The sequence below is a fragment of the Rhizobium sp. 42MFCr.1 genome, assembly GCF_000377185.1.
GTDB classification, from domain to species: Bacteria; Pseudomonadota; Alphaproteobacteria; order Rhizobiales; family Rhizobiaceae; genus Rhizobium; species Rhizobium altiplani.
Genome location: NZ_KB897855.1, coordinates 18,454 through 33,387 on the forward strand (window position 1 = coordinate 18,454; position 14,934 = coordinate 33,387).

Consider the following 14,934-nt stretch of genomic DNA (forward strand, 5'->3'; position numbering starts at 1 on the left):
TCATGCAAACGTCCGGTATCGCCGGATCGTTTCCTCCGCTTCACCAATCGCTTCCGGCGTGCCGACAGTAAGCCAGTGTCCTTCGAGTACGGTACCGTAGAGCCGGCCGCGAGCTATCGCCTTGTCAAAATAGAGATTGAGGTTGAATGGATCGGCTGGCGCGTCATCGAGAAACGACGTGTCCATTGCAATGGCGCCGGCATAGACAATTGGGCAGGGACCCGAGTCGAAGAAACGCGTCAACCGGCCATCCCGCGCCATGTTGAAGTCGTTCTTTCCGTTGTGCCCGGTCGTGTCTTCCAGTTTCACGCAAAGCATAGCCATGTCCATCTCTTCCGGTCGGAAGAATCCGGCTAAGCGTGTCAGGTTGCTGGGAACGCCGCGGCGTTCTCCGATCCAGAAGAGGTCGGCATTCGTGACAAAAACCTTGCCGGGATTAAGCAGCTTCAAGCCCTTCGCAAGGCCGCCGCCGTTGTTCAACAGCTTCTCGCGTTCGTCGGAGATGATGATCTCGAGGTCTTTGTATGAAGCCAGGTGCGCCAGCATCTGATCGGCGTGGTGATGAATATTGACCACGACCCTTTCGACACCGGCTTCCGCAAGCGAATCGAGCGCGTAATCGATCATCGCCTTGCCGTCGATCTTCACGAGCGGCTTCGGGATGGTGTCGGTGATCGGCCGCATGCGGGTTCCAAGACCTGCAGCGAGAACCATGGCTTGCTTGATGCTCATCTGATCCGAGAAATTATGATTCGCTTGGTACTATTCCAGCCCTTACGCACCAGTCGCGCAAGGGGGCAAGCGTTTCATGTTCCAGCGCAACGGAAAGATAGGACAGGGTGCGCGGCATATGCCTCATATAGCCAGGTTTTCCGTCTCGTTGCATCAAGCGAACCCAGAGGCCGGCAAGCTTGCAATTGCGTTGTGCAGACATGATTGCCCAACTCTTCAGGAAACGAGCCTCATCGAAGCCACCCTCTGTTCTGCGCAGAGATAGATAGTCGTCCATCAATTGCCGGAACAGATCGGGCGGGACCGTGACGCGCGCATCCTGCACGATTGAAGCGAGATCGTAGGCTGTGGGGCCGATCATCGCGTCCTGGAAATCAATCAGTCCGACGCGCGCTATCCCACGCTCGTTGTCGCGCCAGATAATGTTCGGCGAGTGGAAATCGCGGAGGAGAAGGCTTTTTTCGGAGGCTTCAAGTTCGTCGATCAGCCTGTCCCAGATCGCGAGGTATTCATCGCGCTCGGCGCCACTGGCGGCGGTACGGCCACGCTTCCAGGGCAAATGCCAATCGAGAACGAGACGTACCTCCATCTTCATCGCCGTCCGATCGAAGTCGGGGATGTGGTGGACGTGGCTGTCGGTGACGCGAATGTCCTGCGGGATCGTCAGCGAGTGCAGATGCGCCAGGCAGGCAACGCTCGCCCGGTAGCGGTCGGCGATGGGCTGACCTTGCAAATCCAGGACGCCGTCGGTGCCAAGGTCCTCCAGAAGCAGGATGCCTTGGTCGTAGTCGACCTGGTAGATCTCCGGTGCAGCAAAACCCTCCTGTCGGAGCACATTGGCAATGGCAACGAAAGGATAGGCATTCTCGGCGATATGCGCGACCTTCGGATATGGCTTGCCATCCAGGACCGGCGGCCCTTCCGGCAACGGTGGCCAATCCATCAGCACGCGTCGATTCCCATCACCGGCATAGACTGCCTCGTAGGCTCGAAGCGAGGCATCGCCTGTCAGAAAACGACGCTTCGCATTGGTGTATCCCGCTGTATCGATGAAATCACGTATGGCCAGGACGCGTCGGATCCGGGCAGCCTGTTTTTCCGGGGCCGCAATGGTCACCCTTCGACCCAGGCCCTCGTGCTCCAGCTTGAGCGCAATGCGGTCTGCCGGCAGCTCGTCGCTTGCCATCTCAGGCCACTCGACGAGGCAGATGCCGTCCTGGAGTGCTTCGTCGAAGCCGAGTTCGGTGAGTTCGGCCGGATCGCCGAGACGGTACAGGTCGAAATGCGCGACCGGTATGCGCAGGTCGTAGGCTTGCACCAGGGTGAAGGTGGGGCTTGGCACGTCGAGTTCGTCATCATCCGCCATCGCACGCAGGAATGCGCGCGCGAGCGACGATTTCCCGGCCCCGAGGTCGCCCGAAAGGGCAAGGCAGTCGCCGCGTTTCAGCGCCAACGCCAGGTCCTCTCCAAAGCGGATTGTTTCCGCCTCATCCTTCAGGAAGAGAGAAATGACAGGAGTGCCCGACATCATTCGGCTGCGACGGACGTCGGAAGATCGACCGAAGGAATCCGGCAGGTCACGATCGTGCCCTTGCCCGGCTGGCTGTCAATGGTGACCGTCCCATGGTGAAGGCTGACAAAGCTGTCGACGATCGACAGCCCAAGTCCCGCGCCGCCCCTCTTGCCGCTCTTAGCGCCGGTCGCGAATCGATCAAACACATTGGCGATCATATCCTGCGAAATACCAGGACCGCGATCGCTGACGGAGAAGACGAAATCCATCCCTTCACGCCGGCATTCGAGCGAGATTGACGAACCCTCCGGAGAGAAATTGGCTGCGTTGGAGAGCAGCTTGACGAGGATCTGCTTCAGTCTTTGCGGGTCAGCGACGATCGAGCCCAGATGCGCCGGAGCGGTAATCTCCAGCGTCACGCCGCTTTCCTGCAGCCTGTCGGCAATCTGCATCGATACGTCGTCGAGCAGGTCGCCAAGATCAATCGACGAGTAGCTCAGCCGCATGATTCCGGCGTCGACCGTGGCAAGATCGAGGATGTCGTTGACCAGCGTCAGCAGCACCGAAGAAGAGGTCGAGATGTGATCGATATATTCAGCCTGCCGGTCGTTCAGCGGTCCGAGTCCCGGCGTGCGCAGCAGGTCGGTAAAACCAATAATGTTGGTCAGCGGCGAGCGCAGCTCATACGAGACATGCTGGACGAAGTCGTTCTTAAGCTCGTCTGCCTTGCGCAGTGCTTCGTTCTTTTCCGTCAGGGCGCGCTCAGCACGGACGCTGTCGGTCATGTTGACGAAGGTCAGCATCGTCTGCGCATTCGGCAGCGGGATGACAGCATAGTCGAGCACGAGACCCGAGAACAGCTCGAGCGTTCCCTGGCTGGAGCGGCGCTCGTCGTCGAAGCTGGTGATCAGCTCAGCGAAGGTCCTCCATCCGTCCGGACGGTCATATGATTGAGAGCACGCCTCGCCAAGGGCGCGGATATGCGTGCCGGGCTTGGCCTCCGCTTCCGTGATTCCCCAGAGCGCACGGAAGGCGGGATTGGAAAGGCGCATGCGCCCATCAGGTCCAAAGACGGCAACGCCTTCCGAAAGGTGGTCAATCGTCTCGCCCTGCACCTTGAGAAGCGTGTTGTAGCGCGTCTCGAGGTCGACCTGCTCGGTGAGGTTTTCGAATACCCAGGTGGCACCGCCTTGCGGATGCGCTGTCGCGAATACGCGGAGCGTCTGGCCGTTCGGCAGGTGCCACAAATCCGATTGGGTATCGATCGCTCGATAGACAGAGAGCGCGGTTTCCTTCCAGGATTTCCAGTTCAGTTGGTCCGGCAGCTTCTTCGCGGCGCGCAGGCGCTCCAGCAATTCCGCATTGTCGGGCCGGCTCTCGAGGAAAGCGATATCAAGCTCCCAGAGCGAGACGAAGGCCTGATTGTAAAACTGCAGCCGTCGGTCGCCGTCGAAAATTGCAACGGGCGTTGCGAGATGGTCGAGTGTTTCGGCGTGGCTTTTCAGGGTCCGCTCAAGCTCGGCGCGAACAGTCTCGATGCCGGAAACGTCGACGGCAATGCCGGCGGAGCCGCTTGGGACCTTCACATCGACAACGTCGAAGAAGGTGCGGTTGCCGCGCACCACGGTCGAGATCTTGTCGTGGAATGGTGACTCGGCCGTCGCCGTGGCACGGATGCGCTCGCGGGCAACGGTGGTCAGGAACTCGCGGCCCTCGTTGACCGCCTGATCTGGCGTGGGCGCCTCGACCGCGTCGCCGTAAGCGTGATTGACCCAGGTCAGCCGACCTTCGGTGTCACGCTGCCATGCCGGAAGATCGATTGCGTCGAGCATGCTTTGAAACGCCGAGATCGAGGACAACAGTCTGTCCCGCTCGATCTTAAGCTCAGCAAGCTCGGCGCGAAGATTGTTCAGCGCTACAAAACGGACGAATGCGCGGCCTCCGGAAACCCGGCCTTGCGCTTCCAGGATCTCCTCCCGGTGAGTTTCAACGACCATGTCGAAGCTATGGGCTGCCCCGCGCAGACGGTCGATCGCGCGCTCGAGCTCAGATGCGGAGCGCGACTTCAGCCACAGGCCGAAGGCGAGGAATTCGTTGTCCTGCGGCGCGCCGGTTTCGGGAGGCAGCTGACCGATAAGCTCAGGGCGCTCGTTGCCATCCCAGATCACGATCCGGCGATTCTTGTCTGCAATCAGTGCCTGATATTGCGAGATGCGCTGCTGCGCATCGGAGAGTGCCGAGCGGATCTCCCGGCTTTCGCTTTCCATATTCCCACGCTGCCGCACGACCCAAAGGGTGGAAAGCAGCGCGGCGGAGATCACGCCGATGACGACGGAAAGGCCGACAACCTGCGACGAGGTGAAAAGATGCGCGGATGTGACAGCCTCGGCTTCGACCTGCGCTAGAACCGGCTGCGCAATCGATGTCATTGCAGTGCCGGCCGCAAAAATCCGCGCCACATGAGCCAATAGTCCCGGCTTCTCGGCGACGGCCCTTGAAGTGCCGGCAGGTTTCCGTTCGCCCGAACGGAGCGGGCAGGGGTCAGCGTGAACGCCATCCTCTGCCTGTTCGACCAGGCTGTGCATCATTTCCGACATGCGCGGTATGTCTCCGTCCCTTAATGTGCCGCCATCACGACAAGACATCCCATTTTCGAAGCAAACGGACACGTCCGTGGCCACGAATCGAGTGTTAAAACAATACTTCGGAAGGGAATCTGCGGGAAGATGTGTGCCAAAAAATAAGGGCGACGCATTTGTCAATGCGACGCCCTCTAGATGTTGTGGATATTGATCTCGTGATTAATATCGGTAGTGGTCGGCCTTGAATGGGCCCTGTGGCTTCACGCCGATGTAGGAGGCCTGTTCTTCCGAAAGCTGCGTCAGCTTCACGCCAAGCTTGTCGAGATGAAGGCGTGCAACCTTCTCATCGAGATGCTTCGGCAGGATGTAGACCTGGTTCTGGTACTGGCCGGGCTTGGTGAAAAGCTCGATCTGGGCCAGCGTCTGGTTGGTGAAGGACGCGGACATGACGAAGGACGGATGGCCGGTGGCGTTGCCGAGGTTGAGCAGGCGACCTTCAGACAGAAGGATGATGCGGTTGCCCTTCGGGAACTCGATGAGGTCGACCTGCGGCTTGATGTTGGTCCACTTGAGGTTACGCAGTGCCGCAACTTCGATTTCGTTGTCGAAGTGGCCGATGTTGCCGACGATTGCCATGTCCTTCATCTGACGCATGTGGTCGATGCGGATGACGTCCTTGTTGCCGGTCGTGGTGATGAAGATGTCTGCCGAAGACACCACGTCTTCGAGAGTGACGACTTCGAAACCGTCCATGGCAGCCTGCAGCGCGCAGATCGGATCCACTTCCGTGACCTTGACGCGGGCGCCAGCGCCTTGGAGCGAAGCAGCCGAGCCCTTGCCGACGTCGCCGTAGCCGCAGACGACGGCGACCTTGCCTGCCATCATCACGTCGGTGCCGCGGCGGATGCCATCGACTAGCGATTCCTTGCAGCCGTACTTGTTGTCGAACTTCGACTTGGTGACCGAGTCGTTGACGTTGATCGCCGGGAAGGGCAGGAGGCCCTTCTGGCTCAACTGATACAGACGGTTCACGCCGGTCGTGGTTTCTTCGGTTACGCCCTTGATCGCATCGCGCTGCTTGGTGAACCAGCCCGGCGAAGCGGCAAGACGCTTCTTGATCTGTGCGAAAAGGATTTCTTCTTCTTCGGAATGCGGCTTGGAGAGCACGTCCTCGCCGGCTTCGGCGCGGGCGCCGAGAAGGATGTACATGGTGGCGTCGCCGCCGTCATCGAGGATCATGTTGGAGAGGCCGCCATCGGCCCACTGGAAGATCTTGTCAGTGTAGACCCAGTAGTCTTCCAGCGACTCGCCCTTGATGGCGAAAACCGGAACGCCGGCAGCAGCGATTGCGGCTGCGGCATGATCCTGCGTCGAGAAGATGTTGCACGAAGCCCAGCGAACTTCGGCGCCGAGCGCGACCAACGTCTCGATGAGAACGGCCGTCTGGATCGTCATGTGCAGCGAGCCGGTGATGCGCGCGCCCTTCAGCGGCTTTGCTTCGCCGAATTCGGCGCGGCAGGCCATCAGGCCCGGCATCTCGGTTTCTGCGATCGTGATTTCCTTGCGGCCGAAGTCCGCGAGGCCGATGTCGGCGACGACATAATCTTTTTCAGTGCTCATTGGGTTCTCCAGGCTGAAAAGCGGCTCAAAATTCGAAGGCGCAAGCGTATGTGCGCCAGAAAGCATCCACGCGGCATGCGCGGCTAGGATGGCCGTTTAGCAGGCTTCCATGACGAAGGCAATAATGATATAAAGAAGTCTTTATATGTTTATATGAGCTGCAAGCGGCTCAAATTTCCTCGCCGAACCGGTTCTGGATCAGTTCGTCGAGAGCATCAAGCGCCTGTGCGGCCTGATTGCCGCTGGCGGAGACTAGGACGCTGGAACCGGGGCTCGCGGCCAGCATCATCAATCCCATGATCGATGTCCCGCCGACCGTCATTCCGTCTTTCGATACGGTGATCGCGGCATCGAAATTCTCGACCAGCTGTACGAACTTTGCCGAAGCGCGTGCGTGCAGTCCGCGCTTGTTGATGATCAGAATTTCTCGGGAGAGTGCCGTCATGGGCGCAATGTGCTCACTATTTGCCGCTGAGGACGCGGCTGGCGACGTTGATGTATTTCCGTCCGGCTTCGGACGCTTCGACAAGTGCCTTTTCCATATTGTTCTCGCCGCGTACCCCGGCAAGTTTGATCAGCATCGGCAGATTCATGCCAGCGATGACTTCGGTGTGGCCACTGCTCATGACGGATATTGCCAGGTTGGAGGGGGTGCCCCCGAACATGTCGGTGAGGATGACGACTCCGTGGCCGTCGTCGGCGCGTGACACTGCTTCCAGGATGTCTTGTCGCCTTTGATCCATGTCGTCTTCGGGACCGATACAGACCGTTTCGATGAATTTCTGAGGACCGACGACATGTTCGACCGCATGACGAAACTCTTCAGCCAGCTTGCCATGAGTGACAAGCACAAGTCCGATCATGATATTACTGCTCCTAGTGGCGTATGCAAACGGTGGCCCCAATATCGCAATGCAGCAATCGCGTCCACCGTGGGGGCACATCTTGGCGATGAAAAGCCGAAGTGCAAGACAAAAATACGACTTTTAGGGCAGGATTTGCCAATTTCGCGGGCATTACTGGCCAATATCGGGCGCTTTTGCCATCAGTATCGCCAGCGGCAACGGAGTATTAGCCAGCAACCGAATGACCGGCAGATTTATGCTGCCAGCAATAGTTGTCTGCTCTCCTTCCGGCGGCAACCGTTTCTCTCCCGACGCGCTTGCCGGAAGCACAGCGTAATGCATCACGGCGCTTGCAATATGAGGTACTCGGACGATGCCGGTGCCGCGGAGTTCGATCAAACCGCAGATCGACGCGGGGCAGGTCGCAATCACGGTTTCGTCTCCTTTGGAGATGAGCACCTGATCGTCGGCGACGAGCACGGAATAGATGCCCATGCGCTGTGCTTCATTGATGCAGGCGAAGGCCAGCATCGACTTTCCCCAGCCGGAGGGACCCATGAAGAGAAGGCCGGTCGTGCCGACGACGATGGCCGTTGCGTGGATGTTTGAAGGCGCGCCCGTCATACGGTGGTATCGGCGGGAAGAGCGAGAATGAAGCGTGCTCCAAGCAGCTTCTCGCTCTCGGGATCGATAATGTTCTCCGCGCGCAGCGAACCACCATGCGCTTCGGCAATCTGGCGACTGATCGATAGGCCGAGGCCCGAATTCTGCCCGAAGCCTTCCGACTCCGGTCGGTCGGTATAGAAGCGCTCGAAGATGCGATCGATATTCTCTGCCTGGATGCCAGGGCCGTTGTCTTCGATATAGACAATGCAGCGCGAGCGGGTTCTGACCAGCCGCACGGTGATCTTGCCATCGTGTTCAGGAACGAAGGAGCGGGCGTTCTCGATGAGGTTGGTGACGACCTGCCCGATGCGCAAGTCGTGGCCGTTTACCACGAAGCGCGTCTTGACGCCCGGTTTGCGCTCGATCGCGAATTCGATCTGCACTTCCTTTTTGCGATTGCGGATTTGCCGCGACACGTCGATGAGGTCGCGAAGCAAAATCTCCAGATCGACCGAACCTGCATCGACCCGCGCCAATTCCGCATCGAGGCGGGAGGCGTCGGAAATGTCGCTGATCAGGCGGTCGAGGCGGCGAACATCGTGCTGGATAACATCGAGAAGCCGCTTTTTGGACTCGTCTGTTTTGGCGAGCGGTAGCGTCTCGACGGCGCTGCGAAGCGACGTCAGCGGGTTCTTCAGTTCGTGGCTGACGTCGGCCGCGAAGCTTTCGATCGCGTCGATGCGATCGTAGAGAGCCGTCGTCATCTCGCGCAGAGCAATGGATAGGTTACCGATCTCGTCCTGACGTGCCGAAAAGTCCGGGATTTCCTCGCGCTCCCTCGCGCCGCGGCGGACACGAATGGCGGCCGCCGACAGACGCCGCAAGGGATTGGCGATCGTCGACGAGAGGACGAGAGACAAGAGAACGTTGACGAGGGTCGCGACCCCGAACACGCGCATGATGCCCAGGCGCTCGGCGTGGACGATGTTGTCGATATCTCCGGCCTGCGTCGACAATAGCAGCACGCCAAGGACGGCGCGGAAGCGCTGGATCGGAACGGCGACCGACACGATCAGCTCGCCCTTCTCGGTGGTGCGAACCACAGCGCCGCGCACGCCGGTCAGCGCGTTCATCACTTCCGGATAAATAGAGCCGTCGCCGCCCGGGGCTTCCTTGTAGAGAGGCAGATTTCCAGGCTGCAGGACCTTGTTGAAGATGGTCGTGAACCACTGGCCCCAGGTCTGTTCTTCGTCATCGACCGGCGGCAGATCAAAGCGCAGGACCTGACCGCGTGAATAGAGGTGGCGCGAATCGAGCAGCAGGTTGGCGTCAGCGTCGAAAATCCGCGCCCGGGTTCTGGTCGGCGAAATCAGACGGCGCAGGACCGGCGCGACCTTCTCCGGATCGATCGGGAACTCGAGGTCCTCGTCGTTCGGAACTGGCGTAATGCTCTGCCCGGCCTGCAGTTCGAGCAGCTTTTCCGGGTCGATGGTGATCGAGTTGGTGTCGACTGAGGCCGAGGCCGAGACGGCACCGGCGATGATTTCGCCCTGCGTCAGAAGGCTTTCGACGCGGGCATCGATCAGCCCTTCGCGAAACTGATTGAGATAGAGAATGCCACCGACGAGAACGACAAGCGCCGCGAGATTGAAGAACAGGATGCGACGCGTGAGGCTCGAAAAGACGGCGTTGCCGAAGATGCGGCGGATGATCGTGAAGGGATGCGACCAACGGCGTCCCCTGACGCGGCGGCTGCTTACGCCTTCCGCCTCATCCAGATCCCTTTCCTGCACCAACTGCGCCAACGATAGGCCCTTTCGGAGAGCGGGTCGCTTTCGCGATCACCACTCTCGACAATTCTCAGATGCCGCGCCGCTTGGGCGTCAGGCTGCTTCGCGGAAGCGGTATCCCACTCCGTAAAGCGTTTCAATCATATCAAAGTCGATATCGACCATCTTGAATTTCTTGCGAAGCCGCTTGATGTGGCTGTCGATGGTGCGATCGTCGACATAGACCTGCTCGTCATAAGCCGCGTCCATCAGCGCGTCACGGCTTTTGACGACCCCCGGACGCTGGGCCAACGAATGCAGGATGAGGAATTCGGTGACCGTTAGCGTCACCGGCTCGCCTTTCCAGGTGCAGGTGTGGCGTTCCTGGTCCATGACCAGCTGACCGCGCTCGAGCGAGCGAGCGAGCTGTTGTGCCGTGCCCGGCTTTGGAGCGGCACCGCCGGCTGCGGCGGCAGCCTCGCGGCTCGATGCACGGCGCAGAACAGCGCGCACCCGCTCGACCAGCAGGCGCTGTGAGAATGGCTTGGTAATAAAGTCATCCGCGCCCATCTTCAGGCCGAACAGCTCATCGATCTCCTCATCCTTAGAAGTGAGGAAGATGACCGGCATGTCGGATTTCTGTCGCAGGCGGCGCAGGAGTTCCATGCCGTCCATGCGCGGCATCTTGATGTCGAAGATGGCAAGCTGCGGCGGGCGGGCGAGAAGACCATCGAGGGCGGAAGCGCCGTCCGTATAAGTCTCGACCTTATATCCTTCAGCCTCAAGTGCGATCGACACCGAGGTGAGGATGTTGCGGTCGTCATCAACGAGCGCGATTGTCGGCATGGTATTCGTCTCCGTCATCTATGCGCGTCTCCAGGAATTTTGAAGGTCCCCCAGGCGGCCTTTCTGAACCGGATGCGCTTATGGGGATAAAGGTGGAACAAATTGTGGCAAAGATAAAGGGTGGGATTGTCGCAAAGTTTTGAAGACAACCAAAAGCTGTGTTGCCAATTTGACGAGCGACTTCTGATTCAAACGATTTAAAATAAGGCGGAAAAATTTAAATCGATTAATAGTTTGATATTACTACATTTTATAGATTTTCGGCTCTTGCGTTTTAAAAAACCAGCCCGTACGGTCAGCCTCAGTTCTTAACGGCACGAGCCTCAAGGGAAGGGAAAGACCATGGAGCTGTTCGGAGTCCACAACCCGGCGATAGAGCTGGCGACGATCGGTTTGGGGAGCGCAAACAGCGCTCGCTATAACTTTACCGCCGCCTCCCTCTATGAAGAATCGATTCGCCGGGGTGAGGCTGAGCTGACCGCCCATGGCGCCTTGCGGGCCCTGACGGGCCAGCACACCGGCCGTTCGCCGAGGGACAAGTTCGTCGTACGTGACGCCAAAACCGATGGCGAGATCTGGTGGGACAACAACAAGCCGATGTCGCCGGAGCACTTCGCGCTGTTGAAGCAGGACATGCTCGCGCATGCCGCCGGCAAGGATCTGTTCGTTCAGGACCTCATCGGAGGTGCTGACGAAAACAACGCGCTGCCGACCCGTGTCGTCACGGAGCTGGCCTGGCATTCGCTGTTCATTCGTAACCTGCTGATCCGCCCAGAGCGCCCGACGCTCGAATCCTTCGTCCCGAAGCTGACGATCATCAACCTGCCGACCTTCAAAGCCGATCCAGCGCGTTACGGCTGCCGCACAGAAACGGTCATCGCTTGCGACCTGACGAATGGCGAAGTGCTGATCGCCGGCACCTTCTATGCCGGCGAGATGAAGAAGTCGGTCTTTACCGTGCTGAATTACCTGCTCCCGGCAAAGGGCGTCATGCCAATGCACTGCTCGGCCAATGTCGGTCCGGCTGGGGATTCCGCTGTCTTCTTCGGCCTTTCGGGCACCGGCAAGACGACGCTTTCGGCGGATCCTGCCCGCACGCTGATCGGCGACGACGAGCACGGGTGGGGTGAGGATGGCATCTTCAACTTCGAAGGCGGCTGCTACGCCAAGACGATCCGTCTCTCGGCGGAAGCGGAACCGGAAATCTACGCAACGACGCAGCGCTTCGGCACGATTCTCGAAAACGTCGTTCTGAACGATGAACGCGAACCCGACTTCAACGACGGCTCGCTGACGGAGAACACACGCTGCGCCTACCCACTGGATTTCATTCCGAACGCCTCCAAGACCGGCCTCGCCGGTCACCCGAAGACAATCATCATGCTGACGGCCGATGCCTTCGGCGTCATGCCGCCGATCGCCAAGCTGACGCCGGATCAGGCCATGTACCACTTCCTTTCCGGGTACACCGCCAAGGTGGCCGGTACCGAACGGGGCGTGACCGAGCCGGAGGCGACGTTCTCGACTTGCTTCGGCGCGCCGTTCATGCCACGCCATCCGTCGGAATACGGCAATTTGCTGAAGGATCTGATCGGTCGCCACGGCGTTGAATGCTGGCTCGTCAACACGGGCTGGACCGGCGGGGCTTACGGCACCGGCAAGCGGATGCCGATCAAGGCGACCCGCACGCTGCTGGCCGCAGCACTCTCGGGTGAGCTCGGCAAGGCAGACAGCCGCGTCGACCCGAACTTCGGCTTTGCTGTTCCCGTTGTGGTGCCGGGCGTTGACACGGCCATCCTCGATCCACGTTCTACGTGGCAGGATCCGGTCGCCTATGATGCGCAGGCTAGCAAGCTCGTGACGATGTTCATCGAGAACTTCGCGAAGTTCGAAGGCCACGTGGATGGCGGGGTGCGCGATGCGGCTCCGGGGTTTCGCGCCGCCGCTGAATGATGCGCCAAAACATTGATGATTCACGTGAAACCCGGCGGTCTCCGCCGGGTTTCTTTGTCTGTTCCCAAGGGCCGGCCGATGTGAGATAGAAAATGTATGGCCAGCGAACCGCTTTACATCAACGATCGAATTATCATCGCCGGGTGGGAGTTGACCGAGCAGTTCGTTCTGGCGGGCGGCCCCGGCGGGCAGAACGTCAACAAGGTCTCGACAGCAGTCCAGCTCTTCTTCAACATCCCAAACTCACCGTCCTTGACGGAGCGGGTGAAAGCGAATGCCGTGAAACTGGCCGGGAAGCGCCTCTCGAAAGAGGGCGTGTTGATGATCGAGGCAAGCCGCTTTCGCAGCCAGGATCGCAACCGCGAAGACGCGCGCGAGCGGCTGAAGGAACTGATTCTCGAGGCGGCAAAACCGCCACCGCCACCGCGCAAGAAAACCAAGCCGACAAAGGGGTCGGTCGAGCGCCGGCTGAAGGAGAAATCGGGCCGTGCGGAGGTGAAGAAGATGCGCGGGCGACCGCTCGGAGATTGATATGCTGAAGCTTCCGAACGGCGTCAGTCATCGTCCTGTTTATCTGGACCGGCCGCGACAGCAGGCTTTGGTGGATATTGTCAGGTCGATCGTGGCGGGTGCGCCGCTCTTCGTGCCCGTCATGCCTGGCACCGGCAAGCCGATGTCAGTGCGCATGACGAATTGCGGACCGCTCGGCTGGGTAACCGACAAGGAGCGCGGCTATCGCTATCAGCCGACCCACCCCGTTACGGGCAAGCCCTGGCCGGACATGCCTGTGGAATTGATCGAGATCTGGAGCGACGTCTCTGGCTATGACAAGCCGCCACAGGCCTGCCTCGTCAACTTCTACTCCGACGAGGCCCGCATGGGACTGCATCAGGACAAGGATGAACAGGACCTTGCAGCGCCTGTTGTGTCGATCTCGCTCGGCAATAGCTGCCTGTTTCGCGTCGGTGGCCTCGCGCGCGACGACCGCACGCTTTCCTTCAAGCTCTCAAGCGGCGATGTCGTGATCTTGGGTGCGGAAGGGCGCCTTTGCTTCCATGGCGTCGACAGGATCTATCCATCGACGTCGACCTTGCTGAAGAATGGCGGCCGGATCAATCTGACGCTTCGCCGGGTAACGGCCTAGAGCTTCCTCAATGCGACCTGTTCTATCAGGTGATTGTTGCCCTTGCGCAGGATAAGGTCGGCACGCGGGCGCGTCGGGAGGATGTTTTCCCGCAGGTTCTTCAGGTTGATGTTTTCCCAGAGGCCTTCGGCAATCGTCAGCGCTTCCTCCTCGCTGATCGAGGCATAGCGGTGGAAGAAGGAGTGGGGATCGCGAAACGCCGTTTCGCGCAGCCGCAGGAAACGCGTCACATACCAGTCGTGAATCCGGCTTTCATCCGCATCGATGTAGATCGAGAAGTCGAAGAAGTCGGAAACCATCGGAACGATCTTGCCGCCAGCCGGCAGGTCGCGCGACTGCAGCACGTTGATGCCCTCGAAGATCAGAATATCCGGCCGATCGACGATCTTGTACTCGTTCGGCAGCACGTCATAGACAAGATGCGAATAGGACGGTGCCTTGACGTTCGGCTGCCCAGCCTTGATCGCGGCCAGGAAACGCAGGATCGCGCCGGTGTCGTAGCTCTCGGGAAAACCCTTGCGCTGCATCAGGTTTTCACGCTGCAGCACGGCATTCGGGTGCAGGAAGCCGTCCGTGGTGACAAGATCCACCTTTGGACTGGACGGCCAGCGCGACAGCAGTTCCTTCAGGATACGGGCGGTCGTCGATTTGCCGACAGCCACGGAGCCGGCGATGCCGATCACGAAGGGAGTCTTCGCGACGTTGGAGAGGCTGAGGAAGCGATTGCGCTGCTCGAACAGCAGCTGCGAGGATTCCACATGCGCCGACAGAAGGCGCGACAGCGACAGATAGATGCGCCGCACTTCATCGAGGTCGATCGGGTCGCCCATGGAGCGCAGCCGCTTGACCTCGTCCCCCTTCAGGGTGAGCGGCGTATCCGCCCGGAAGCGCGCCCATTCCTCGGAAGAAAAGAAGTGATAGGGCGAATAGGCATTCGCCTGAAAATGATCGAGCGTTTCGGGCGCTCCGATGAGCTGTCTTGCGATACTCATGAACTTTGCCGGCTCGCCTTTTCTTTCAGGCCGGATTGAGCGGTACGGCGCTCAAGCTCCGCCATGACACTTTGCAACGGAATGCCTGCGACCTTCAATACGACCAATAGGTGATAGAGCAGGTCGGCGGCTTCATAGGTAAGGTTTTCGCGGTCATCGGCGATCGCTGCCATCACGGTCTCGATCGCCTCTTCGCCGAGTTTCTTGGCCGCTTTTGGCTGACCGGCAGAAACGAGCTTTGCCGTCCAGGATTCTTCCGGAGAGGCCTTCGATCGCGCATCGACGATCTTTTCCAGGTCGGCGAGGGTAAATTCGCTCATGATTCCGCTTTC

The 14,934-nt window shown here is 59.6% G+C and carries 14 protein-coding genes; 3 read left to right on the forward strand and 11 right to left on the reverse strand.

Annotated elements, in window-relative coordinates; all coding sequences use genetic code 11:
- From C934_RS0125675 to C934_RS0125715, 9 genes are all read right to left on the reverse strand, one after another.
- Entirely contained in the window at positions 1-732 is a 732-nt protein-coding gene (locus tag C934_RS0125675; protein WP_018859424.1) for a nucleotidyltransferase family protein, read from the reverse strand.
- A gap of 13 nt (positions 733-745) precedes the next feature.
- On the reverse strand, positions 746-2,260 hold the full coding sequence (locus tag C934_RS0125680; RefSeq protein WP_018859425.1) for a bifunctional tRNA (adenosine(37)-N6)-threonylcarbamoyltransferase complex ATPase subunit type 1 TsaE/phosphotransferase: 1,515 nt from the start codon (positions 2,258-2,260) through the stop codon (positions 746-748).
- Complete coding sequence (locus C934_RS0125685) at positions 2,260-4,842, reverse strand: PAS domain-containing sensor histidine kinase (RefSeq protein WP_018859426.1); 2,583 nt, start codon at positions 4,840-4,842, stop codon at positions 2,260-2,262. The genes C934_RS0125680 and C934_RS0125685 overlap by 1 nt, the downstream gene beginning before the upstream one ends.
- A 204-nt stretch (positions 4,843-5,046) precedes the next feature.
- Positions 5,047-6,447, reverse strand: a complete 1,401-nt coding sequence (ahcY, locus tag C934_RS0125690; RefSeq protein ID WP_018859427.1) for an adenosylhomocysteinase — start codon at positions 6,445-6,447, stop codon at positions 5,047-5,049.
- A 169-nt stretch (positions 6,448-6,616) separates the two neighbouring features.
- Positions 6,617-6,892 (reverse strand): HPr family phosphocarrier protein, encoded by a 276-nt coding sequence (locus C934_RS0125695; RefSeq protein WP_018859428.1) that lies wholly within the window; start codon positions 6,890-6,892, stop codon positions 6,617-6,619.
- Between the two features lie 16 nt (positions 6,893-6,908).
- Positions 6,909-7,310 carry a PTS sugar transporter subunit IIA gene (locus C934_RS0125700; RefSeq protein WP_007528763.1) on the reverse strand — a complete coding sequence of 134 codons (402 nt, stop codon included), beginning with the start codon at positions 7,308-7,310 and terminating at the stop codon, positions 6,909-6,911.
- A gap of 153 nt (positions 7,311-7,463) precedes the next feature.
- Entirely contained in the window at positions 7,464-7,916 is a 453-nt protein-coding gene (locus C934_RS0125705; RefSeq protein WP_018859429.1) for an HPr kinase/phosphorylase, read from the reverse strand.
- Positions 7,913-9,703 (reverse strand): sensor histidine kinase, encoded by a 1,791-nt coding sequence (locus C934_RS0125710; RefSeq protein ID WP_018859430.1) that lies wholly within the window; start codon positions 9,701-9,703, stop codon positions 7,913-7,915. Before C934_RS0125710 ends, C934_RS0125705 begins: the two co-directional genes overlap by 4 nt.
- A gap of 78 nt (positions 9,704-9,781) precedes the next feature.
- Complete coding sequence (locus C934_RS0125715) at positions 9,782-10,513, reverse strand: response regulator transcription factor (RefSeq protein ID WP_192241849.1); 732 nt, start codon at positions 10,511-10,513, stop codon at positions 9,782-9,784.
- 342 nt (positions 10,514-10,855) lie between these two features.
- Here C934_RS0125715 and C934_RS0125720 point away from each other — a divergent pair, with 342 nt between their 5' ends.
- The 3 genes from C934_RS0125720 (at position 10,856) to C934_RS0125730 (ending at position 13,610) form a co-directional block, all read left to right on the forward strand.
- Entirely contained in the window at positions 10,856-12,466 is a 1,611-nt protein-coding gene (locus C934_RS0125720) for a phosphoenolpyruvate carboxykinase (RefSeq protein ID WP_018859432.1), read from the forward strand.
- Between the two features lie 96 nt (positions 12,467-12,562).
- Positions 12,563-12,997: an alternative ribosome rescue aminoacyl-tRNA hydrolase ArfB gene (gene arfB / locus C934_RS0125725; RefSeq protein WP_018859433.1), complete on the forward strand. Its 435-nt coding sequence runs from the start codon at positions 12,563-12,565 to the stop codon at positions 12,995-12,997.
- Position 12,998: 1 nt separating this feature from the next.
- On the forward strand, positions 12,999-13,610 hold the full coding sequence (locus C934_RS0125730; protein ID WP_018859434.1) for an alpha-ketoglutarate-dependent dioxygenase AlkB: 612 nt from the start codon (positions 12,999-13,001) through the stop codon (positions 13,608-13,610).
- Here the strand turns inward: C934_RS0125730 and coaA are convergent.
- Both coaA and C934_RS0125740 read right to left on the reverse strand, forming a co-directional pair.
- Positions 13,607-14,602, reverse strand: a complete 996-nt coding sequence (gene coaA / locus C934_RS0125735) for a type I pantothenate kinase (protein WP_018859435.1) — start codon at positions 14,600-14,602, stop codon at positions 13,607-13,609. The genes C934_RS0125730 and coaA overlap by 4 nt on opposite strands.
- Complete coding sequence (locus C934_RS0125740; RefSeq protein WP_018859436.1) at positions 14,599-14,922, reverse strand: phosphoribosyl-ATP diphosphatase; 324 nt, start codon at positions 14,920-14,922, stop codon at positions 14,599-14,601. Before C934_RS0125740 ends, coaA begins: the two co-directional genes overlap by 4 nt.
- Positions 14,923-14,934: the final 12 nt, after the last annotated feature.